The 21,411-nt window shown below is 41.0% G+C and carries 26 protein-coding genes and 5 pseudogenes; 3 read left to right on the top strand and 28 right to left on the bottom strand.

Features of this window, described 5'->3' with window-relative positions; translation table 11 throughout:
* Positions 1 to 39: 39 nt before the first annotated feature.
* Together PKHYL_RS06785 and PKHYL_RS18675 are read left to right on the top strand one after the other, a co-directional pair.
* Positions 40 to 753 carry a Wadjet anti-phage system protein JetD domain-containing protein gene (locus tag PKHYL_RS06785; RefSeq protein WP_240366302.1) on the top strand — a complete coding sequence of 238 codons (714 nt, stop codon included), beginning with the start codon at positions 40 to 42 and terminating at the stop codon, positions 751 to 753.
* Positions 754 to 1,131: 378 nt separating this feature from the next.
* The gene (locus tag PKHYL_RS18675; protein ID WP_442966130.1) at positions 1,132 to 1,353 is read left to right on the top strand and encodes a helix-turn-helix domain-containing protein; all 222 of its coding nucleotides are present in this window, start codon (positions 1,132 to 1,134) and stop codon (positions 1,351 to 1,353) included.
* Between the two features lie 409 nt (positions 1,354 to 1,762).
* Here PKHYL_RS18675 and PKHYL_RS06780 read toward each other — a convergent pair whose 3' ends face one another.
* Both PKHYL_RS06780 and PKHYL_RS06775 read right to left on the bottom strand, forming a co-directional pair.
* Positions 1,763 to 2,314, bottom strand: a complete 552-nt coding sequence (locus tag PKHYL_RS06780) for a hypothetical protein (protein ID WP_240366301.1) — start codon at positions 2,312 to 2,314, stop codon at positions 1,763 to 1,765.
* A complete protein-coding gene (locus PKHYL_RS06775; RefSeq protein ID WP_240366300.1) occupies positions 2,307 to 2,624 on the bottom strand; it encodes a hypothetical protein in 318 nt (105 codons plus the stop codon). Before PKHYL_RS06775 ends, PKHYL_RS06780 begins: the two co-directional genes overlap by 8 nt.
* A gap of 59 nt (positions 2,625 to 2,683) precedes the next feature.
* Between PKHYL_RS06775 and PKHYL_RS06770 the strand changes: the two are divergent.
* A pseudogene (locus tag PKHYL_RS06770) lies at positions 2,684 to 3,340 on the top strand (IS1595 family transposase).
* Here PKHYL_RS06770 and PKHYL_RS06765 read toward each other — a convergent pair.
* From PKHYL_RS06765 to PKHYL_RS17365, 26 genes and pseudogenes are all read right to left on the bottom strand, one after another.
* A complete protein-coding gene (locus PKHYL_RS06765; RefSeq protein ID WP_240366299.1) occupies positions 3,337 to 3,840 on the bottom strand; it encodes a hypothetical protein in 504 nt (167 codons plus the stop codon). The pseudogene PKHYL_RS06770 and the gene PKHYL_RS06765 overlap by 4 nt on opposite strands.
* Before the next feature lie 149 nt (positions 3,841 to 3,989).
* Complete coding sequence (locus tag PKHYL_RS06760; RefSeq protein WP_240366298.1) at positions 3,990 to 4,592, bottom strand: leucine-rich repeat domain-containing protein; 603 nt, start codon at positions 4,590 to 4,592, stop codon at positions 3,990 to 3,992.
* A gap of 8 nt (positions 4,593 to 4,600) precedes the next feature.
* A complete protein-coding gene (locus tag PKHYL_RS06755) occupies positions 4,601 to 5,473 on the bottom strand; it encodes a leucine-rich repeat domain-containing protein (protein WP_240366297.1) in 873 nt (290 codons plus the stop codon).
* A gap of 126 nt (positions 5,474 to 5,599) precedes the next feature.
* Positions 5,600 to 5,779, bottom strand: a complete 180-nt coding sequence (locus tag PKHYL_RS18670; RefSeq protein WP_442966148.1) for an ion channel — start codon at positions 5,777 to 5,779, stop codon at positions 5,600 to 5,602.
* A 369-nt stretch (positions 5,780 to 6,148) separates the two neighbouring features.
* Entirely contained in the window at positions 6,149 to 6,436 is a 288-nt protein-coding gene (locus tag PKHYL_RS06750; RefSeq protein WP_226949476.1) for a DUF6122 family protein, read from the bottom strand.
* A gap of 142 nt (positions 6,437 to 6,578) precedes the next feature.
* On the bottom strand, positions 6,579 to 6,869 hold the full coding sequence (locus PKHYL_RS06745; protein ID WP_240366296.1) for a hypothetical protein: 291 nt from the start codon (positions 6,867 to 6,869) through the stop codon (positions 6,579 to 6,581).
* A 200-nt stretch (positions 6,870 to 7,069) separates the two neighbouring features.
* Positions 7,070 to 7,867, bottom strand: a complete 798-nt coding sequence (locus PKHYL_RS06740; protein ID WP_240366295.1) for a hypothetical protein — start codon at positions 7,865 to 7,867, stop codon at positions 7,070 to 7,072.
* Between the two features lie 176 nt (positions 7,868 to 8,043).
* Positions 8,044 to 8,884: pseudogene (gene tatC, locus PKHYL_RS06735) on the bottom strand (twin-arginine translocase subunit TatC).
* Entirely contained in the window at positions 8,885 to 9,268 is a 384-nt protein-coding gene (tatB, locus tag PKHYL_RS06730) for a Sec-independent protein translocase protein TatB (protein ID WP_240366294.1), read from the bottom strand. It lies immediately after the preceding pseudogene.
* Between the two features lie 55 nt (positions 9,269 to 9,323).
* Positions 9,324 to 9,609 (bottom strand): annotated as a pseudogene (tatA, locus tag PKHYL_RS06725) (Sec-independent protein translocase subunit TatA).
* A gap of 80 nt (positions 9,610 to 9,689) precedes the next feature.
* Positions 9,690 to 12,295 (bottom strand): annotated as a pseudogene (locus PKHYL_RS18665) (copper-transporting P-type ATPase).
* Between the two features lie 415 nt (positions 12,296 to 12,710).
* A complete protein-coding gene (locus PKHYL_RS06700; RefSeq protein WP_156770962.1) occupies positions 12,711 to 12,866 on the bottom strand; it encodes a hypothetical protein in 156 nt (51 codons plus the stop codon).
* A gap of 490 nt (positions 12,867 to 13,356) precedes the next feature.
* Entirely contained in the window at positions 13,357 to 13,740 is a 384-nt protein-coding gene (locus PKHYL_RS06695) for a methyltransferase family protein (protein ID WP_240366290.1), read from the bottom strand.
* Positions 13,741 to 13,751: 11 nt separating this feature from the next.
* Positions 13,752 to 14,009 carry a hypothetical protein gene (locus PKHYL_RS06690; RefSeq protein WP_240366289.1) on the bottom strand — a complete coding sequence of 86 codons (258 nt, stop codon included), beginning with the start codon at positions 14,007 to 14,009 and terminating at the stop codon, positions 13,752 to 13,754.
* A gap of 90 nt (positions 14,010 to 14,099) precedes the next feature.
* Complete coding sequence (locus PKHYL_RS06685; protein WP_240366288.1) at positions 14,100 to 14,324, bottom strand: hypothetical protein; 225 nt, start codon at positions 14,322 to 14,324, stop codon at positions 14,100 to 14,102.
* On the bottom strand, positions 14,308 to 14,619 hold the full coding sequence (locus tag PKHYL_RS06680; protein ID WP_240366287.1) for a hypothetical protein: 312 nt from the start codon (positions 14,617 to 14,619) through the stop codon (positions 14,308 to 14,310). The genes PKHYL_RS06685 and PKHYL_RS06680 overlap by 17 nt, the downstream gene beginning before the upstream one ends.
* Positions 14,613 to 14,960: an amino acid permease gene (locus PKHYL_RS17380; protein WP_269778290.1), complete on the bottom strand. Its 348-nt coding sequence runs from the start codon at positions 14,958 to 14,960 to the stop codon at positions 14,613 to 14,615. The genes PKHYL_RS06680 and PKHYL_RS17380 overlap by 7 nt, the downstream gene beginning before the upstream one ends.
* 26 nt (positions 14,961 to 14,986) lie before the next feature.
* Positions 14,987 to 15,475 (bottom strand): APC family permease, encoded by a 489-nt coding sequence (locus PKHYL_RS17375; protein WP_269778289.1) that lies wholly within the window; start codon positions 15,473 to 15,475, stop codon positions 14,987 to 14,989.
* A 145-nt stretch (positions 15,476 to 15,620) separates the two neighbouring features.
* On the bottom strand, positions 15,621 to 16,097 hold the full coding sequence (locus PKHYL_RS06670) for a DUF305 domain-containing protein (RefSeq protein ID WP_071001778.1): 477 nt from the start codon (positions 16,095 to 16,097) through the stop codon (positions 15,621 to 15,623).
* Between the two features lie 94 nt (positions 16,098 to 16,191).
* Positions 16,192 to 17,847, bottom strand: a complete 1,656-nt coding sequence (locus PKHYL_RS18660; protein ID WP_442966129.1) for a copper resistance protein B — start codon at positions 17,845 to 17,847, stop codon at positions 16,192 to 16,194.
* Positions 17,763 to 18,287, bottom strand: coding sequence for a hypothetical protein (locus tag PKHYL_RS06655; protein ID WP_240366286.1), 525 nt, complete (start codon positions 18,285 to 18,287; stop codon positions 17,763 to 17,765). The genes PKHYL_RS18660 and PKHYL_RS06655 overlap by 85 nt, the downstream gene beginning before the upstream one ends.
* Before the next feature lie 23 nt (positions 18,288 to 18,310).
* Positions 18,311 to 18,970 (bottom strand): multicopper oxidase domain-containing protein, encoded by a 660-nt coding sequence (locus PKHYL_RS06650; protein WP_240366285.1) that lies wholly within the window; start codon positions 18,968 to 18,970, stop codon positions 18,311 to 18,313.
* A gap of 99 nt (positions 18,971 to 19,069) precedes the next feature.
* Positions 19,070 to 19,697, bottom strand: a pseudogene (locus PKHYL_RS18655) (DUF411 domain-containing protein).
* Between the two features lie 139 nt (positions 19,698 to 19,836).
* Positions 19,837 to 20,154 (bottom strand): c-type cytochrome, encoded by a 318-nt coding sequence (locus PKHYL_RS06640; protein WP_240366284.1) that lies wholly within the window; start codon positions 20,152 to 20,154, stop codon positions 19,837 to 19,839.
* A complete protein-coding gene (locus tag PKHYL_RS06635) occupies positions 20,139 to 20,402 on the bottom strand; it encodes a hypothetical protein (RefSeq protein WP_240366283.1) in 264 nt (87 codons plus the stop codon). Before PKHYL_RS06635 ends, PKHYL_RS06640 begins: the two co-directional genes overlap by 16 nt.
* A 125-nt stretch (positions 20,403 to 20,527) precedes the next feature.
* Complete coding sequence (locus PKHYL_RS17365) at positions 20,528 to 20,656, bottom strand: hypothetical protein (RefSeq protein WP_269778288.1); 129 nt, start codon at positions 20,654 to 20,656, stop codon at positions 20,528 to 20,530.
* Between the last annotated feature and the right edge of the window lie 755 nt (positions 20,657 to 21,411).

Raw genomic sequence — 21,411 nt, 5'->3', positions numbered from 1 at the left:
AGTTACTGGTCGCGCTTATACCGCAATTAAAAAAAAGGAATGGGTGCCGGGCTATACTTGCGCGCTTTGCCAGTATGTTACGTTGATACCAAGTTTATAGAAACCTATCACAAGCTTATCGAGACCTTATTGGAAGCTTTTTATCCTGGGCAAATCAAAGAACAAGGCTTAGCTTATTGGCTCGGATGCTTGGATAAGCCTAAAGGCTGGTTAATGGTACGACCTTTGTGCCCTGATACAAGATATGCTTTATCTGGCTTGCCTATTTTAAGATTACCGATACATGTTCTACATAGCCAAGCGCTGCCTGCTAAACATATTTTAGTCGTAGAAAATGAGCAATCTTGCTTAGCACTCTCAGAAACAGAAAATACTATTGCAGTTGCAGGTGGTGGTAAAAATATTAATTGGATGAATGCTGGCTGGTTACAGAAAAAGACAGTAGCGTACTGGGGCGATATTGACTCTGAAGGTTTAATGATATTAAGCCGCGCCAGAGAATACTGTCCAAAGTTGACCGCTATCATGATGGACGACCAAACGATAAAACAGTTTATCAATCGTATGGTAGATGAGCCGGACTCTATAAATCATGAGCCAACACACTTAACTCATGACGAGTTAACATTATTTACAGAATTGCGCCGAGGAATATATGGCTTTAAGAGATTAGAACAAGAAAGACTTCCAAGCGAATATATTAAACAAGCATTGGAAAAGTGGCTCGATAAGCCTACTCCATATTCTTCATAATTGCTATTTAGCTTAAAAGATCAATTATTTGAGATTTCGCTACGATTGATAATATCTTTGCTAATTTATTTCCTTATCGTAGTTATGTCTCAAAATACTTAGCCTCTAAAACTACTGAAGTTACTCATACTGATCTACTCTCCCCGTAGCAATTTTTTATTTTTAGAAATTGTAACTGATATGTAAGTTTAAAGTAAACATAAGCAAAAATTAGAGTTTTTGCTTATATCCACACTTTATAGTAGTTTTTTTCATTGCTATTTATATTTATTTAATTCTAATCATTGTATTGTTGAATGACATTAACAAAGATGAAGATTTAACTATGTATATTAAGAAAAGAAATGGGCTGATTACACACATGATGAGCTCACATTAATGAAAGAAACTGTAGCGAATGCATCTGCTGACACTCCATTTTCGCCTGAGTACGCAGCGGCCTATCTAAACAAATCCGTGAACACTCTGCAGTATATGCGCTGTCATAAGTCTGATGCAATAACGTACAGTAAAACTGGTGGCCACATTGTATATCGGCGTAAGAATTTGGATGCTTATCTGGATAAATGTGAGAAAAATGTACATCTAATTTTTGATTAGTGACAATAGTTACTCTTTAGCTCTTTCATGAATAAACTCATATTTCATAAACTTATTTTAAGGTTAGAATAGGCATATAAAAAAGCTACTTACATTTAAGTAGCTTTTTTATTTCAAGTCAGAGAGCCACACTAACTACAGTAACGTTTAATTAATTGTAAATAACTTATAAAAATCAAGTTGTAAAGAAAAAATCCTCACCGACCAACTCACCATCCCTCTAGGTAATATACACCCGAAATATTTAACCTTTTTCAGTTGATTTGGTACCTCCGTACATCGCAATCTTCTCTGAAAGTATTGTCCAGATCACTCTACATCCAGTGCTTTTTGCAGCTCTTCTAATGCGTCCTTTTTCACCATTAGGTTGTTACCAGATTCATTACCATAAAAGAAGCGTCGAACATCACTAATTCATCATGCTTATCAACCCATGAACCAGAGAACTTATCATTTTTAGACTCAAAGTTTCGAATAATAATCTAGCAGGTGCACTGATGTTATAGCCTAAATCACGATTTTTTATCCCTTCTGAAATATGACTTTCTGAACAAACGTAAACTTCACCTAAACTATCTTCATCTGAACCAACTCGGCGTTCATATATGTTTTGCCACCCAGAATTACCATAATATTCATTATCATAGATTTCAAGTAAAGGTGACCAGTAATACTCTAAGTTGAATATATCGTTATACCTCTCTACAGACTCAGGCATCCATCGACCCATAAAGTTTTTATTCTGTATATTTGATACGACCAGATCAAAGTCTTCATTTTTTACCAAATATGCGTTGATCATATACCATACACGTTGATATGAGCCAGAATGGTCACCATCACCTAACTTCTTATTAGGCTCAAATTCAATATGCCTATCTAGGGATAACCAGTCTTCGTTCTGAAAATGGTTTAAGATGACTTCTTTTGAATCAATTAAATCATTTTTGAAACTACCCAATTTTCAAAATCATCACTCCACCCATTGTAATTAGGGGAGTTATAAGACGGATGTTAGTTGAATCAGGAGGTATGAATGTAGGGTCAATATCTCTAAAAGAAGGCTCTACAGAACCGTTATACCATAGATATTTCTTATCATCTTTCCAACGTGTTGATGGGTCTGTCATTTCAAAGTTATCCGCTACTCTAGCTACCACTTCATACATTGCCATCCACTGATATTTTTTTGCCAATTCGTTCAACTCTATTTTCACCACGACCTGTATAGGGAGTGTTTCTATCAAATTCACCATGTTTTTCTGCATCATAACCAAATTTATTAAAAATTAGGGGCTGTAGTAGATAAGCACTATGCTAGACTACTTTTATGAAGATAACCCATTGTAAACTAAGTAAAAAAAATACAGCGAAGGCTGTTAGAGTTTTTACGGCTGAAGTGACTGCTAGAACAGCCGCAGATTTGCTTGATATTCAGCCTAATACTGCTGCACTTTTTATCATAAAATAAGACTTGTGATAGATTACCATCTCTCATTAGAAGCTGATGAGCTTTTTTGATGGTGAGGTCGAATTAGATGAAAGTTACTTCGGCGGTGTACGCAAAGGCAAAAGAGGTCGCGGGGCTGCTGGTAAAACCGCTGTATTTGGGATTCTAAAACGAAACGGTAAGGTGTATACCATTGTCGTAGTAGACACCAAACAGACTACTCTAATGCCTGTTATTAAGCGTAAAATCAAGCCTGACAGCTTTGTTTATACGGATAGCTATCGAAGTTACAATGCACTGGATGTGAGCGAGTTTAAACATTTCAGAGTCAATCACTCTAAAGAGTTCACTTGCGGTAAAAACAATCACATCAATGGCATTGAGAACTTCTGGAATCAGTCTAAACGAACACTCAGAAAGTATAATGGGATCGATAAGAAGAACTTCCATTTATTTTTAAAAGAATGTGAGTTTAGATTTAACTATGGTTCACCATCTAATCAGCTAAAATTCCTGAGAAAATGGTGTGATATTTAATCCTTATCTACTACAGCCCCAAAAATTATTTCTACAGCATAATTGCTAAGCTTATCAATATTTATATTACTCCAGTTACTAAAATTAGACTGAAAAACGTAACGCCCAAAATCACCGTACCAACCTGTACCTCTACCATACTCTGTCGTCATTGAGTCTATAATTTTATCTTGAGCAAAACGATGTTTAGGAATGGTTTTATCTTCATAATCATTCGCGTACTCATTGTCAATGTCTTCATTACTAGGAATAGTTTTAGGAAACACACTTTTATATGATGGTCTAGCTAACTTCAGCTCACTTTCGCTAAAACCTACTAAATTATGACTATTAGCATATTCAATGATATTTCGAGCAAAGTCTCTTACAAGAACATTAGGATACACCTCTTCTTTAGCGAAAATATTGCTAAGGATAAAACTGGATATCTCATTTATTGATTCATGGCTCTGTGACGATAATATTGCACCATACACTGAAGCTAAAACACGCTCAAACACATAAGGATCATCTACTTCTTGAAAGGTTGATAGCAATTGAACCGCAACATGAATATGGTTTTAGAAGGCGAGTCAATGCTATTGTGGCATTGTCTCGTAACTTAATGTTTGAAGTTTGCTAAGAGTATGATGTGAATATCGCACAACCGCTAAGAGTATGATTGTTTATCCCAACCGTAGACTGTATCAATAGAACGTAAATAACATTTCACCCTCGGAGAAAGCCTATCAAGAGGATTACCAGTAAGATTGATACATCTCAAACTATTCAGCTGTGTAAAACTATCTGGCAGGTTTCTAAGATTACAATAAACAAGCTCAAGCTTAACAAGATTATTAAGCTCACCAATACTATTAGGTAGCTTGCCCAATTTACAATAACTGATAAAAAACTCAGTCAGACTCTTAAGTTGCCCTATGATTTCAGGCAGCTCTTTGAGGCTACAATGGTTAATATAAAGCTTCTCTAGATTAGTAAGTTGACCTACGCTATCAGGTAGCTTGTCAAACTTGCCATGACTAATAAAAAGCTCAGTTAAGCTAATAAGCTGCCCTATGCTATCAGGTAGGACTTCAAGCTTAGAGTGATTAAAATTGAGCTTAGTTAAGTTAACGAGCTGTCCGATGCTATCAGGCAATACTTTAAGTTTACAGTTGATAATATTAAGCTCAGCAAGGTTAATGAGGTGTCCAAAGCTATCGGGTAGCTCCGTTAGTTCAAGGTGAAGCAGGTCAAGGTGAGTTAAGCTCAAAAGCTGGCCTATGCTATCAGGTAGCTCTTCAAGCTCACAATGAGTAATAAAAGCTCTGTAAGACTGCTCAGTTGTCCAACGCTGGCGGGCAACTCTTTAATACGACAACGATTAATATAAAGCTTGTTGAGGTTGGTAAGCTGTCCAATACTACTAGGTAGGTCTTTGAGATCACAGTTAATAAGATCAAGGTCATTTAAATTTTTGAGTTGCCCTATGCTGTCAGGCAAGTGCTTGAGCGGGCAATAACTAATAAAAAGCTTAGCGAGGTTAATAAGCTGCCCTATGCTGTCAGGCAGTTCTTCAATCTCACAGTGAACTATATCAAGTACCGTAAGCTTAGTAAGCTGTCCAATGCTGTCAGGTAAACATTGAATCTGACAGCGACCAATGAACATCTTAGTAAGGTTATGAAGTTGTCCAATACTATCAGGTAGCGCTTCGAGTTCACTTTGATCAATAAAGAGTTCAGTAAGATAACTCAGTTGCCCGATGCTCTCAGGTAATGCGACAAGTTTAGAGTGACTAATAGACAGTTTGGTTAGATTAGTGAGCTTACCGATATTGGGCAGTAAATGACTTGAACATATGCCACTGATAGTTATATCTACTAGATTTGTAAGGTTGGTAAGCTCATCGGGTAGATAGGCTATTCTATAGACGTCTTTTGAGTGTTGCTCATCATGTTCAGGCTCTAAGATCTCTAGCTTCTTTAGGGCTAACAGTGATTCTTTATTACGAGGAATTTCAGAATGCTTGAGCTCAAACTCATCTGCCCACGCCCATATTTTCTCAATCCAGTTGTCATTAGTATTTAATGTTTTATTAGAAGTATCAGACTGATGAATGTCCTGATGGTAGTTATTATTGTTTGGATTCATAGCTTTATTCCTTATAACAACTTGAACTATTTTTCTTATGCCAGAATAACGTTAGTATCCTGACATAGGTTTATGCAGCCCTATGCTACACATAGTCGAGATAGTCTTTAGCTAAATAGTCTTTAGCTAATTTGCAAGGGGTTTTTTACCATTCATGATCTGCAGCACAAAGGTTCCGGACATTGTAATCAGTAGGAAACCATGGAAGGCCTCCATCGCGGTCATAAATCGAAGATGTCCGTTAGGCATGAGGTCACCTCGCCCAAGCGTTGTGTAGTTAACTAGCGAGAAGTAAAAGTAGTCCATAAAGGTAAGGGAGGCACTGCCGTTGGATGAGGACGAGACGAGGTCACCAACCTGAAAGTTATGCACAGCAACCCAAAAGCCAGTCGCATAAAGCAGTGCCTCAAGGATATGAGCCAGCACGATTGAGGCAACTGCGACCCCAAGGCAGTGTCCCAGATGAGCGCGACGGCGTCACAAACTGTGACGAGAATTTTAATACGCCATAATGTATTGCTGTGCAGACAGCGATTAGAATCGCTGCCATTATAATTGCCAGAATCACTTTTTATCCCTTTTTGAGGAAGGAACGACATTAAAGGAAGATTACCCTATTTATTTTAACTAATCCTGTATAATTTTTTCACTATAGCTAACGACTACGCATAAGCACTAGAGTCTATTCAGATAGGTCATTACGCAGTCATTTGAATCAGTCAGCATATGTAGTAACAATCCTAGACCAATTATTCTATAGGGCTTTGGTAGAAATAGCATAGCCGCATAAACTGCCATTGCATAGTAAGTATGTAATGGATGAAAATTAATACTACAGCGATCAGGTAAGAAAACAGGTGTTGCTAGCAAGTGATCTAAATCTACCAGCATGGTTGCTAAAAGAATCAAATATACTCGTTTGTAATCATCACGAAAAAAAGTATAGGCAATAATCAACGGCATGCCAAAATGCAGGAAGTAGTGGATAACGGTTTGGATCATCATCTTCCAATTCAGCATGATGTTTTATTGATAAGTTGGTATGCAGAATAATTAAACTAGTAAACGTTACTTAAGAAGCCAAAGCTACATGTTCATGCTATGTTCAGACTTGAAAAACAGGCGCAAAGCCACCCCCTGGTGTGCGAAAGTTAGTCGCTTGGCCTTGATAGATACGCCCAGCAGTTAGTAGCAGCTGTCCTGCATAGGTATAAAGACGTATATCTACCTTTCTAGTCGTCACCACATCATCAATCTTTATTGATCGCTCTGTAGCAGGGATAAAGGTCTGCGCAATATAGCTTTCATCTAAAATAGTCTCGAATACGCGGCGGGTAATCTTGCTGCCACGGTAAACGCCCTTACTACCATAACCAGCTACTGGCTTAAAAAACAATTGTCTCCGAGTACGCCATAATTCTGCTGCATCCTCTTTGTAACCATTCTGGTAGTTGGTACTGACTTTTTAGATATTCTGCATCATCATCACCTAGTCCCCACGACTGCAAAGTTTGCGTATCGGATAGTAAAGTCAGGTTGCGCTTATTAGCGAATATAGCATGGGCATGCGGATTGGGGTTACTACTACCGCACCCTCTAAATAGGCACTTTTAAGCACGGCGTGGTTAGGTTTTCAAAGGCGAAATCGACTAACCGATTATAGATCATATCAATGGGCTTGCTATGAGCTGTCAGTACACCATCAGCATAGTTAAGCTCAGACGGATCGAGTATAACGGTATCAATGCCTTTAGCTTGAAGTAGTTGGCAGGCTAGCTGAAACTCCAAATACATGAACTGGCTTTTGGGCTCATTATCCACAATAGCAATGCGATTGGGCATGCTAGTTGCCGATTGTCGCTGCCATTCTTGTATGAACATATTAGCGACCGCTTCTTCAAACCCATCAAGCATTTTAGTAGTAGCAACACTTTGCTCTGAGGGGCGACAGCAGTGTTTTTGTGCGCGGGCAAGTGCTACGTTTAAAAATGCGCCTCCAGCATTGGTATTGATCTCAATAAGCTTGGGGTCATCGCTCCCTAAGTGAAAGTCATAACCCATAAAGGCCCCTATTGGCCCCGGATCGAAAGCCGCGATATTGGGTGCCCACGACAGTACTTGCTGTTGATATGACGGTAGTCTAGCAGTCGACTCAATAGCTGCGATGATTCGCACCATTGCTTCTATCTCTGTCTTAGGGACGAACACCGGTGTCGCTGAAAACAGCTTATTAAGCTCATTGGCTCCTAGTGGATTATCTCTTGTGTTTACTAATTGATCTTGCAGGCTGTTATTAAGCGCTTTACGATCTAAAGTACGGCAATAGCACTCTTGATTAAGCTGATTTGCCAGATTATCATTCGTTTTGTTTTTATTATTAATTAGGGATTCCATTTAAATCTCATTACTAAGTTGAATGTACTGATAGGGTTTAGGGGACAGCCAAAATAAAAAAAAGTGTCTTAAATGTTTAAGATAAGGTTATTTTTATAGTTACTTTACGAAATAGTCATTTTGCAAGATACTTAATTTGCAATATATCTAGTTTATAAATTAGCTACTTTGCAAGGTTATACGGTTTTACGCTCTTCTTTAATGAGTACTTTCGCTAAAAACAAACCTAACTCGAACAGTAGCCACATTGGAATCGCGAGCAATAGCATTGACACCCCATCGGGCGGTGTGACTACCGCTGACACAGCAAAACAACCGACGATGATATATCGGCGCTTACTCTCTAGACTCTGAGTGGATATGATACCGACCATTATCAATAATAAAGTAACCACTGGAATCTCAAAAGTGAGTCCAAATACCATAAATAACTTTAGCGCAAAGCTTAAATAACTGTCGATATCGGTCATAGGTATAACGTTTTGCGGAGCGAATAAAATAAAGAACTTCAATACGCCTTTGAGTACCACAAAGTAGGCAAAAGCGACACCAGAATAAAATAGGAATATCGAAGATATCAGCACTGGAATAGTGATTTTTTTCTCTTTTTATATAATCCAGGCGCTATAAATGACCAAATTTGATACAGAATATACGGCATCACTACAAAGGCAGCAACGAAAATCGTCAAGCGAATAGGTGCCATAAAGTTCGAGGTAATATCAGTAGCAATCATAGTCGAATTCGCAGGCAGCTGCGCAACCAGAGGGTCTGATAAAGATTGTAGAGCTCACGCGAAAACCCCTACCAATGCTAAGAAGACGATCAAAACGGCTACGCATATTTTGATGAGATGCTTGCGTAATTCAATCAAATGCTCAGTAATAGGCATGTCGCTAAGCACATTCAGCACATTCAGCACATTATCAGTCTCAACATTATGGGTAGCATCTGACGCCTTAGCATCTGTATTTGCTAACTTTCTTTGGCGACTTTTTGGCGCTTAAATAAGCTCATTTATCCCCCCTTCTCTATAGCTGAAGAAGAGGAAGTATCTGGCTGATGATTTTGCTGCTGAGGAGTGTTTGACTGATAGGAAGTATCTAAGCTTTGGTTTTGCGAGTTTTCAAACTTATCCATACTACCGCGCATCTCGGCTAACTCACGCCGCATGTCTGTCTCAGTCTGACGAATCTTTGCCAGCTCATCTTGCATCTGTTTTCGTGTCTCAGCTAGATCAAGCTCAGCTTCTATTTCAGATTGTAGAGTGGATACTGTACGGCGCAGTTTGGCATACCATTGCCCAGCGGTACGTGCGGCTTGCGGCAGTTTTTCTGGGCCCAATACGATTAAAGCAATGACGCCAAACAAGAGTAATTCGGAAAACCCAATATCAAACATAACAGTCACATATATTAATAGACTACTTAGTGCCGCTATTTATAAGCGGCGCGCTTCATACTTTAGGCTGGTCATCAGTGGAAATAGGGCTGATTTCCATATCATCAGCCTGATTACCTACACGCGTATTTAAATCATTACTTGCAGCTGGCGTACTATTTTCATGGCTAAGCACATGATTTTTGCGAGCATTCTCGGGTTCTTCATCTTTGACCGCTTCTTTAAAACCCCTTCACCGCACCGCCTAAATCTTTACCTGCATTTTTAAGCTTGGCAGTACCAAATACGACCACCACTACGACCAATAAAATCAGCCAATGTGTAATAGAAAAGCTGCCCATAACGGTATCCTTATATTTTGTGATCTTGTTTAGACCAGTATGTGTCAGTGTGCTTTAGAACACTTTTTACCGTACCAGAATTATAGTTTCAAACGGCGCAATCGCAGCGCGTTAGCAATCACCGAGAATGACGACAAGCTCATCGCTGCCGCTGCTATCATCGGACTGAGCAGAAGCCCAAATATGGGATAGAGCACACCTGCGGCAATAGGAACACCAAGTGCATTGTAGATAAAGGCAAAAAACAGATTCTGTCTGATATTGCGCATGGTGGCGCGGCTAAGCTTATAAGCTTTGGCAATGCCCATTAAATCACCTTTAGCAGGGTAATGCCCGCACTCTCCATCGCCACATCGGTACCGGTTCCCATAGCGATACCAACATTAGCTTGCGCTAGCGCTGGTGCGTCATTGATACCATCACCCGCCATAGCGACCAATTTACCGCTGTCTTGCATTTCTTTGACGATACGGTTTTTATCCTCTGGTGAGACATCCGCATGAACTTCATCAATACCTAGTTTATTGGCGACTGCCTGCGCGGTTTTTTCGTTGTCACCGGTTAGCATCACAACTTTTAAACCTGCGTCATGAAGCAGTGAAATAGCCTCTTTAGTGCTTGGTTTAATAGGGTCAGCAACTGAAATAATACCAGCAGCTTTACCGTCTATAGCCACAAACATTACCGTTTCACCGTCTTTTCTACGGACATCAGCTTTAGTGGACAGCTCATTATCAAAACTATTTAGGCTTTCCATAAGCTTAGAGTTACCAATAGCGACTTTCTTACCATCGACCACGGCTTGTACGCCTTCGCCAGTAGTCGAATTAAAGTCAGTAGCTTTAGGAATAATGAGTGATCTTTCTTGAGCTGCTCTAACGATAGCTTCTGCTAAAGGATGCTCGCTAGTGCTTTCTACTGAGGCTACCAATGCGAGGAACTCGTCTTCATCTTGACCTACCTGCGCATCAATTGCGGTAAGCTCGGGCTTACCAGCGGTTAATGTGCCAGTCTTGTCGACGACAATGGTATCGACTTTTTCCATACTCTCTAACGCTTCAGCATTTTTGATGAGGACGCCGTTTTGCGCGCCTTTGCCGGTACCAACCATAATGGACATCGGCGTCGCTAGACCAAGGGCACAAGGACAAGCAATAATCAGTACCGCAATCGCGTTAACCAAAGCATAGGTCATAGCGGGCTCAGGGCCGAATATCGCCCAGACAATAAAGGTTATGATAGAGCTGACAATAACAATAGGTACGAACCAACCCGCCACTTGATCTACCAAGCGCTGGATAGGCGCGCGGCTACGCTGGGCTTCAGCAACCATTTGTACAATTTTAGATAATACTGAATCTGCTCCAACATTGACCGCTTCGACTAATAGCGTTCCGGTGCCATTTACCGTACCACCAGTCACTGTATCTCCTGCTACTTTTGATACAGGGATTGGCTCACCCGTCACCATTGATTCATCAACACTACTATTACCATCGATCACTGTACCATCTACGGGTAGTTTCTCACCTGGTTTAACCCGTAGCTTATCGCCAGTGACGACCTCATCAAGCGAGACTTCGACTTCTTCACCGTTTTCATCGACACGTCTTGCGGTTGGTGGTGCGAGCTCAAGCAAAGCTCTAATCGCACCTGAAGTTTGGCTTCTGGCTTTGAGCTCTAATACTTGACCCAGTAGCACCAAGGTTACAATGACCGCTGCTGCTTCATAGTAGACTCCGACTTGACCAGAGGCATCTCTGAAACTGTCTGGGAAAATATCGGGAAAAAGGTCGCGACAATACTAAAAATATAAGCAGCGCCTACGCCTATCGCAATCAAAGTAAACATATTTAGATTGCGGCTTTTATAGACTGCCAGCCACGAACGAAAAACGGGGCGGCGCCCCAAAGCACTACAGGGGTCGCGAGCACTAACTCAGCCCATTGTAAAACCTGTGAAGGTATACCATACTGACTAAAGTCAACTCCAAACATACCGCTCATCACATATATTAATAGCGGTACAGTCAACACGGTACATATCCAAAAACGACGAGTCATGTCGTCAAGCTCTGAGGTGTCCTCTTCACCGATAGTAAGCGTTTCGGGCTCAAGCGCCATACCACATATCGGACAACCGCTATTTCTAACGTCTCTCACTTCAGGATGCATAGGACAGGTATATACCGTGCCATCGTAATCAGCAGGTACTTTATCGTATTTACCGCCTTTAACAGATTTTACTCCGCTACTATCAGTATCCTTTCCATGACAGCTAGCGTGACTATCATCTTTAGCAACTTCGTCTTCAGGTTTAAGAAACATGCCACATATTGGGCAGTCACTTTTTCAACATCTCTTACTTCTGGATGCATAGGACAAATATAGACCGTACCGCTATAATTTTCCGGTATCTTGTCGTACTTATTGCCTTCGACAGAATTTACCTCATTACTATTATTAGCATCCGCTCCATGACAATGCGCATGACTATCTTCATGGTTGTTGGATTCAGCAACCTCGTCTTCAGGTTTAAGAAACATGCCGCATATCGGACAATCGCTCTTTTCAGTATCTCTAACCTCAGGATGCATCGGGCAGATATAAACCGTACCACTATAATTTTCTGGTACTTTATCGTACTGACCACCTTTGATAGATTTTTCATCGGCAATATGTTTCATAAAACCACTCCTTGAAGATAATAAATATTTATAATAAGTACAACTCTTAAAGCACTATCATCAATCCTCGATTGCTATTCATCTAGGGCGTGTTGAACATTCGCAAATAGGCACTGCTGATCGCTAAAATTGTTCCAGACAAGGCACAAAGCGACGATAATGCAGATGCCTTAGCGAGATTTGTAACGCAGTATGGGGCAATTTTAGCATCAGCCCCAACGATAAAAACGGGGACAGGACTCTTTTTTGCCGCTTCATCGTTAAAAATAAGCGCTTAGAATGACGAAACTTATTATTTTTAACATCGAATCGCCTAAAAATAGTCGCTGTCAGTGCCATGGTCGAATGTTCAACACGCCCTAGTCATTAATCTAAAAACCTCTAAAAAATAATTTCTATACTTTTCAATTGGAATTTAGTTTTTATCACGCAAATACTTGAGCAGTGCCATGATTGTTAGTACTAGTACTGCGAAAAATAGTAGGGTGAATAACAAACAGATAAGCATCATAACCCAGCCCATGCCATACATCATTGAGCCGTTCATCATGCCATGCATTGACCCATTCATTATGATTTCTCCTCAGTCTAAACTGTGATCACTCCAACTCTTCAATTAATTTTTACTCGAACCGAAGAGGTTTACTGACTGTTAATATATCAATATCTTTAGCGCACTTTGGCGAACCAACGATATAGTGGCACGAACAAGATGGCGAAATACCAACCGTAAAGATATGATTCTACAAGTCCAATTAGAAAACCTGTCCATGTTAACCACTCAAAGCCAGGGTAGTAGAGGTGCCCAAGCTTCGTGCATCGCTATCTGTTCGGGTGCGAGTAAACCAAACCCTATGCATAATAGATAACTAATAAGTAGAAACAACGATACACTATTGCCAACAGGGGCAATCCTTAAAGTACTTGTTGTTAAGTTTGATTTGACCATCTTAGTAATCCTCACTATTGTATGATGTGGTTCAAGCTCAACATAACCAATCGTATCTAACCATGCTAACTCTAAGGATTTGTATGAATTAAAGCTTTATCCTGTATTGATATTACTTTTTAACTCGTGCGGCGGCGGCAAGTTGACGCCATTGACCCCATTGAGGAATAAACATTGGCACTTGCTGTTTGTAAGCAAGGTAGTCTTTACCAAACTCTTCAAACATATGCCGTTCCTCACGTCGAGCTAACCATGTGTATACAAGCACAATCACTGGAAACAGACCGATTGAAAACAGAGTTGGCCAATGCACCACACCCTCACCGAACAGTGCAATAAACAACCCGGTGTACTGAGGATGACGTACGTAGGCATAGAGTCCATCAGTTACTAAACGATTTTCCCCCTCGTGCTTTGTGGACTTGGCGCCAACCTTGAGCAAAAGACCGACTCCTAAAAATGCAATAGCATAGCCGAGTAGCATTGAGATCATCATGCCTGTCTCACCTAAACCAACAAGGGTCGACCATAAGCTAGCGCTGACATATTGGCTGTCCAAACCAAAAACCGTACTAATAAATATATAGTGAGCGGAAAGCCATACATTTCTGCGTAAAGTGCAATAATGAAAGCCTGAACTACACCAGCACCCGCCCATTCACGCCAGTTCTTTGGTGCGAAATAACGGTAAAAGAACCAAGAAATCAGAACAATAACAATTAGTGCGAGACCCCAAGTTCCAGCGTGATTAAATGACTCATTCATAGCTTACTTTCCCTGTTGTCTTTATGAATATCGTATTGCATGAAATCAATTCTTGAAGATAGTAAGCAGACGCTTAAATCTATGCAATTTTTAACCAAACAATTTTTCTGTAAACTCTTTGATGTTACTGTCAATGATGGTCTGCAAGCGTATCTTTTCGATAGCTTTTTTCCTCGCTGAAGATTTCAGGTAAACCTGCTCAGCCACAGCAATCACTACAATAGTGACGACTGCTACGCCAAGTACGAATGGATCTGAGTTTAGTTTAATCCAGACAAAACCGCCGAGAACCAACAGGTCAAGAAGTATGGCCACTATAGGCACCCACATCACCGCCTTTATATCCCTGACGAAGGTATCGCAAAACACCCCAATGAATGGCGATATCCATAATTAGATAGAAAACAATGCCAAGCGCTGCAATTCGTGATAAGTCAAATAACGTCGTAAAAGCTAAACCCAACACCACAGTATAGACCAACGTATGTTTTTGAACGCTTCCCGGCATTCCCAAATGACGATGAGGCACCAGCTTCATCTCAGTCAACATAGCAAGCATACGAGAGACTGCGAAGATGCTAGCAAGGAGGCCGCCAGCGGTAGCTACCATTGCGATTGCAACTGTGAACCATAGACCATAGTCGCCAAGTGCTGGTGCGGCGGCTGGGAGTAATCTTTAGTTTCGATGATTTCGGCAAGAGATAGATTACTAGACACCGCGAAACCGACTAGAGTGTAAATAACTACGCATATTGCGATTGATATTACAATGGCACGGCCGACGTTGCGATGAGGATTTTTTACTTCCGAGCCACTGTTGGTAATCGTGGTAAAGCCTTTAAATGCCAGTATGCCTAGCGCCGTTGCGCCAAGAAAGTCACCAACAGTATTAGTGTCATCTAATGTAGAAGAATCAACTGCAAAGCTATCAGCTAGCCAGATACCAACCAACCCGAATATAAGAATACCGACAATTTTTATAATACCGATAACCGATGCAACCCCTGAATCCAACGATTACCAAGTAAATTGATAAAGAACGCAGCAAGAATAAGCGCGGCGCCAAGGATGGATACCATGCGACCGCTGTCATCGCCACCGAATAACTGCATAGTGTATGACCCGAACGTCCGGGCCAAAAAGCTCTGCGCTATAACCATGGAGAAATACATCAGCATGGCATTAAATCCAGTCGGTAAACGATCTCCGTATGCCTGATGCAGGTACATTGCAACACCGCCAGCCGACGGGTAAGCGTTAGAGATTTTGATATAAGAATAGGCACTAAAAGAAACAACGATTGCGGCGGCTAGAAAAGCAAGTGGGAAAAGCGAACCCGTCATCTGAGCCATCTGACCGGTCAGAGCGAAAATACCAGCACCGATCATGACACCGGTACCTAGCATAACTGTTCCTGATAATGTCAAACTATCCTTCTGATAGCGAGTCGTTCTATCTTGCTTCATACTTATTCGACCTTAATTTATTTCTTCGTAGAACTTCAGTTTTACAGGTTATTTTTGAAGTAAGGAGTAGGTATAGTTAGAATTAAAAGACGCGATATAGTAAATAGTTTTTAAAGAAGAGCTTACTTATTGGTATCATAATATATTATTCCAACTCATCAATAAGTGCTTGCATCTCACCGATTTCACGCTTTTGTGCTTCGATAATGTCATCAGCAAGCTGACGTACACGTGGATCTTCGATATCAGCACGCGAACTGGTCAAAATAGCAATCGAGTGATGCGGTATCATCGCCTGCATCCAATCCACTTGATCGACCGTTTGTTGTGATCTAACGCCCCAAAGACCAAAGGCAAATAAAACTACGCTAACCCCATAAACCATCAAGTTTATCTTGGTTTTTTTATACATATTAGTCATAAAGGCGAGCATGATAATTGCCATCATAGCGCCCATATATAACGCCATATAAGCTCTGGTTTCGCTAAAATAAACGTGATCCCACTGATAGGTGTTAAAATACATCATGATAAACATCACCACTGTCGATGTTAAAATCATGATTGTGAACTTTACATAAGGGTTCATTTGCTTCTGTTTATTATCCATATGGTTATTCATATTCTTGTCCTTAATTTAGTAAAAGGCACCTAAATAAAGAGGTGCCTTTTTTTAGAGCTAGTGTTATAAACTGTTGTTACTTACATGGTTAACACTAGAACCAAAACATCACACCAGCAGTCAGACTATTAGAATCAACGGCTACGTTTTCTTGGCGGCGTAAGTCTCGTGCATCCCCTAAGGCTGATGCATAACTAAAACCAACGTAGGGTGATAATTGACGACTTAGGGTTTCATAAGCTAACCGAACTTCAGTTTCAAGCTCATTAAAACCTTTAGTAATACCGTTGTCAGTATCATCTTTACTGAAAGCAGTCAACTGCACTTCTGGTCTGACCACCCAACGCTGAGCTAAGCGCCACTCGTACGCTGTACCAAGATCAAGCTGGACTTGTCCATCAGTATATACGTAGGCTCTTGCGTCAGTCTCAACAAAGTACGGCGCTGTACCGACAATGCCAGCCATGATTGCGGACTTATCGTTTTCAGTATTATAAGCGACACCTGCTTCTCCGTTCCAATAGATACCGAGAGGCTTCCAGTAAGCGAGCGAGGTCAGACTATCGATTTCTTTATCATCGTTAGTTTGAGCACTACCCTCACTGCGTAGAGTGACACGATTACTATCAGTACCGTACCACGTATCAAACTCAAAATCGATTTGGTCATTCTCAAACTGATAGCCCAAAGTTTCTACTGACACACCCCATAACGGTAAGCTATCCATCATCACAGGCTTACCATACTGTCCATAGTCAACACCATTTGAGTAGTCGGGACTACGAGCATTAGGAGGTGGTTCGCCGCCTTGCATTCCAGACATATCCATATTCATACTGCTATGATCCATACCTGACATATCCATGCCACTATGATCCATATCTGACATGTCACCTGACATATCCATACCACTGTGATCCATATCCGACATATCGCCTGACATATCCATACCACTATGATCCATATCCGACATATCGCCTGACATATCCATGCCACTATGGTCCATATCTGACATATTGCCCGACATATCCATGCTGCTGTGATCCATATCTGACATATCCATACCAGACATGTCCATACTGCCATGATCCATGTTCGACATCTCAGCAGCGTTTGCTAAAGGTGACATTAGTAGCATCAAAGATGACATGCCAATAAACGGTAGACCTACTTTATATATTTTCATAATAAGGCTCATATTCGAAGGTTTATTAAACAACGGCAACTTCTCTAAACATCCCGGCTTCCATATGATAGAGCAAGTGGCAATGCCATGCCCAGCGACCAGCTTCTCCTGTGACATCAAAGCTAATTTTTGAGCTGGTTGCACCATTATCGTATGTTTGCGAACTTGAAAATCGCCATCAGGCGCGCGCAAATCGCTCCACATACCATGCAGATGCATGGGATGATTCATCATGGTGTCATTGACTAAGGTAATACGCACACGCTCGCCCGGTTTGATATTAACAGGCGGTGCGTCCTTAAACATAATGCCGTCTAACGCCCAGATATAGCGCTCCATATTACCGGTTAGATGTATTTCAATCTCTCTGGTAGGTTTGCGCTGCTCGGCCATTATTTCATTGCCAACAGAATGCAGTTGGTTATAAGTTAAAACCTTACGATTAATATCACGCAAATTAATACCCGGATCATCGAGATTCATCCGTGGACTATCGACGCGCATATCTGTCTTAAAGTCATATTCGGTCTTAGCATGACGGGAATCATAGCCATTAGCACCCATAGCCCCATCATATCGGACATAGTTAGCCACTCAACATCATCCATAGCAGGTATGGCAGCGCGAGCGCCTCTTTTAGTGGCAAGCGTGGTTGCGACAAAGCCGGTGCGATCGATGTTTTGGGCAAATATGGTATGCGCGTCACGGGTTGGGGTGACGATGACGTCATAAGTCTCAGCCACACCGATGCGAAAATCATCGACATCAACGGGCGCGACATCATTACCATCGGTGCCGACCACTTTTATTTTGAGCCCTGGAATGCGCACATCAAATATGGTCTGCGCGGAGCCATTGATAAAGCGTAGTTTGACCGGCTGACCGGCTTTGACCAATTGCGACCAGTTAGCCGCTGTCGTTTTACCATTCATAAGATAAGTAAACGTGGTCTCACCAGATAAATCAGTAAAATCAGTCGGCATCATGCGCATCTGGTTCCACATTTTACGCTTATCATAAGCGGCTTCTAAATCCTTTGCTGCAATATCAGATAACAGTTTTTAAAATCTGGCAAATGGTAATTATCAAAGTCAGCACGCTGCTTAAGCAGTTTTAGCAGATTATGCGGATCGCGATGCGTCCAATCACTAAGCAGGATAACGTGATCTTCCTCGATAGGGTAGCGTTCGCGCCCTTTAGGTTCAATCACAATAGCCCCGCGCATACCGGTCTGCTCTTGGAAGCCAGTATGCGAGTGATACCAATAAGTGCCTGACTGTGTCAGTTTAAATTTGTACGTGAAGGTGCTACCCGCAGGAATACCATCAAAGCTGATACCCGGTACGCCATCCATCTCAAACGGCACTAAGAGGCCATGCCAGTGAATAGAGGTCGACTCATTCAGCTGATTATGGACTCGAATGGTGACCGTATCGCCTTCTTGCATCTTAAGCGTTGGTGCAGGCAGTGAGTCATTTATCAGCGTTGCCATGCTTGACTTGCCGTTGACCGTTATCATCTTCTCACTGACATAAAGATCAAATTCATTACCCGTTAGTATAGGTACAATGTGATCGGCTCTATCACTATTGACTACAACATTTTGGCTTTTAGTTAAAGCACTATTAGCCATCGTCGGTAGTGTGGATAGCATCGACGCGCCGAGCAAGGTGGATGACCCTGTCAAAAACGCCTGCGGTTAAATCTGTTTTTATTCATAATATTGACCTAAGTTAATCCATGAAATGAGAGTTGAACTTATATATCTGATAACTTATTAATAGAACTACATCTGCTGCGCTGGCGACTCAATAGCCGCATACACTTGAGTGCTGCCATCCTTGTTCAATTGCATGACTTTATAGGGCATAAATTTATCTTGATATTCCATGCCCGGACTACCAACTGGCATACTCGGTACCGCAAGACCGATGGAATCAGTTGGCGGATTATTAGAAACTGTGCCATGTATTTGGCAGGAACGTGACCTTCAAAAACATAACCATTAGTAGTGACGGTGGTATGACAAGAGCGCATTTGCTGCGGGACACCGTAACGCTCTTTAAATAAAGATAAATCTGTAACGTCTTGCGCAGTTGCGCTTAGACCATGACCTTCGGCATAGCCTACCCATTCTTTGCAGCAGCCACAATTAGCATCTTTGTAAACTGTAGCCGAGACGTTTTGTAGAATTGTCGACCCAGTACCTGAATTAGCACTGACAGACATCATTTGCGGTTGTGGTTGCTCTATTTGAGCACTTTTGGTGGCAAACGCTGGCTCAGTTTGAGTAGAATTTGAAACACTAGTATCGGGCTGACTACAAGCCATTACTGTTGACGTTGCTACTAGTAAAAGAGCAGAAGCTGATACCTTTTATGTCCATTGCCCATTATATTTATATAGCGTCTCATAACTTACTCCTAAGCGTCTGCTTATCTGTTGAACCTTCTAAAGATTTATACCCTATAACTAAGTGTAGTATAGGCAAAGTTTAAATCCCAAAAGGCAGCTCTATTTAGTACTGCGCTTTTATAAAGGAATATGGAAGAATTAATGCTGCATTCCAGCTCCACCTTCTGACATATCCATCATGTCATCATCCAGTCTAGTGGTTAGCATGGTATACTGATTCTCATTTAACTCAGGTAGTGATCTAATAAAAGCGACCATTGCCCACATTCTATCGTCGTCATGAGAAGCACCCCATGCTGGCATGCCTGATGCCATAATACCGTGCTTAATCGCCCAAAAACTTTGCTGAGCTCCTGCATCCGTTTTATAACGATCAACTACTTGCGCATTAGTGAAATTAGGTGGCTTAGGGTATAGGCTCTCACTAAAATCAGTGCTCTCTACCCCAGGAGACAAATGGCAGCCTGCGCACATATCCTTATAGTCCGCGCCCCAGAGCTGATATCGACCTTCTCTAAGTCTGGTACCACAATATCTTTACTGGCATTTGCTATGGAACGATTGCGAGCGGTTTCCAAGAAATTATAAACCAATGGACTATGTCCTTGATCAGCGCCAATATTAATGACACCACTCATAACCACAGTAAAGACACCAACAATAGCGACCACGACAGTGAAAAGTACTCCTAGTAAAAACTTCATGGGTTTATCCTATAATCCATTTTCTTTAATACCCTACTCTTAGCGTCTACAAATATTTCCTACAAACCCTTATTACTGATTGATGAAACTATCTAGCAGTAATAAAGGATTTATAAAATCAATGTTTAAGAGTCACTTTTATCTGTTACGCAGTGCTTTTGATACATTTGCTTCATTTTACCCATGTTAGCCATCATCGCTTTCATGGCAGGATCGTTCATATCCATTTTGCTATGATCCATTTTTTGCATCATTTGCATATGCTTTTGCATTTTTCACAGTTCATCTGATCTTTTGCGCATGCATTTTTGGATCATGCGCCATAGCTGAGGTTGAAACGACTAGAGCGACGGCAGTGGCTACGATTGCTTTAGGTAAAGACTTTGATTTAAAGAGTGACATGGTTAATCCTTAATTGATTTAGTTGAGGGTACATAAAGCTTTAGGATATTAATTCAGTCTAAAGCATAACCAGTCTAAAGCATAACTTATTGATTCTGACAGAGATGACAGCAAGATGACAATATTGTCATCTTGCTACTTTATATTTTAATCCGGCACGTATTCATTTAGTATGGCATCAGCATTTCTATCACGATCGCTACCATATTTTTTTTATAAAATACTTTTCAGACTGCAGATGTTGATTTTGATGCTGAACTTCGCAAGCGACTCGTGCATCAACATAGCTTTTCATTTGAGCATCAGACATCTGCGCGTTATTGTGATCTAGATTTCTGGCAAACGTAGTTAAGTTATCGCAATTATCGATAATTGAAGTGCTTAGATTGGTAGTATGCGCATTAGCTGCTGATATACCGATAAGCATCGAAGCGGATAGCAGCACCACTTTTTGAATGAACGATAGCTTTTCATATAACATCCTTAATAAATTATTAAATATTGAAACTAATTACCTGTAGTAATAATTCATAGTAGCTACACGTATCAAGAATGTCAAGAATGAGCCGCTATGTACTATAGGTATAGATTAACAAACGAAGACTGA

The organism is Psychrobacter sp. KH172YL61 (assembly GCF_007182895.1).
GTDB classification, from domain to species: domain Bacteria; phylum Pseudomonadota; class Gammaproteobacteria; order Pseudomonadales; family Moraxellaceae; genus Psychrobacter; species Psychrobacter pacificensis.
The sequence above is the reverse complement of the archived record's forward strand: the minus strand, read 5'-3'. Positions and strand labels throughout refer to the sequence as shown.

Coding starts and splice junctions, on each gene's coding strand:
- PKHYL_RS06785 (WP_240366302.1), top strand. CDS start 40: ATGGGTGCCGGGCTATACTTGCGCGCTTTGCCAGTATGTTACGTTGAT.
- PKHYL_RS18675 (WP_442966130.1), top strand. CDS start 1,132: ATGAAAGAAACTGTAGCGAATGCATCTGCTGACACTCCATTTTCGCCT.
- PKHYL_RS06775 (WP_240366300.1), bottom strand. CDS start 2,624: ATGATGCAGAAAAACATGGTGAATTTGATAGAAACACTCCCTATACAG.
- PKHYL_RS06755 (WP_240366297.1), bottom strand. CDS start 5,473: ATGAATCCAAACAATAATAACTACCATCAGGACATTCATCAGTCTGAT.
- PKHYL_RS18670 (WP_442966148.1), bottom strand. CDS start 5,779: ATGGACTACTTTTACTTCTCGCTAGTTAACTACACAACGCTTGGGCGA.
- PKHYL_RS06750 (WP_226949476.1), bottom strand. CDS start 6,436: ATGCCGTTGATTATTGCCTATACTTTTTTTCGTGATGATTACAAACGA.
- PKHYL_RS06740 (WP_240366295.1), bottom strand. CDS start 7,867: ATGGAATCCCTAATTAATAATAAAAACAAAACGAATGATAATCTGGCA.
- tatB (WP_240366294.1), bottom strand. CDS start 9,268: ATGTTTGATATTGGGTTTTCCGAATTACTCTTGTTTGGCGTCATTGCT.
- PKHYL_RS06700 (WP_156770962.1), bottom strand. CDS start 12,866: ATGAATGGGTCAATGCATGGCATGATGAACGGCTCAATGATGTATGGC.
- PKHYL_RS06695 (WP_240366290.1), bottom strand. CDS start 13,740: ATGATGATCTCAATGCTACTCGGCTATGCTATTGCATTTTTAGGAGTC.
- PKHYL_RS06690 (WP_240366289.1), bottom strand. CDS start 14,009: ATGAATGAGTCATTTAATCACGCTGGAACTTGGGGTCTCGCACTAATT.
- PKHYL_RS06680 (WP_240366287.1), bottom strand. CDS start 14,619: ATGGTAGCTACCGCTGGCGGCCTCCTTGCTAGCATCTTCGCAGTCTCT.
- PKHYL_RS17375 (WP_269778289.1), bottom strand. CDS start 15,475: ATGAAGCAAGATAGAACGACTCGCTATCAGAAGGATAGTTTGACATTA.
- PKHYL_RS06670 (WP_071001778.1), bottom strand. CDS start 16,097: ATGAATAACCATATGGATAATAAACAGAAGCAAATGAACCCTTATGTA.
- PKHYL_RS18660 (WP_442966129.1), bottom strand. CDS start 17,847: ATGGGTGCTAATGGCTATGATTCCCGTCATGCTAAGACCGAATATGAC.
- PKHYL_RS06655 (WP_240366286.1), bottom strand. CDS start 18,287: ATGTGGAACCAGATGCGCATGATGCCGACTGATTTTACTGATTTATCT.
- PKHYL_RS06635 (WP_240366283.1), bottom strand. CDS start 20,402: ATGAAGTTTTTACTAGGAGTACTTTTCACTGTCGTGGTCGCTATTGTT.
- PKHYL_RS17365 (WP_269778288.1), bottom strand. CDS start 20,656: ATGATGCAAAAAATGGATCATAGCAAAATGGATATGAACGATCCTGCC.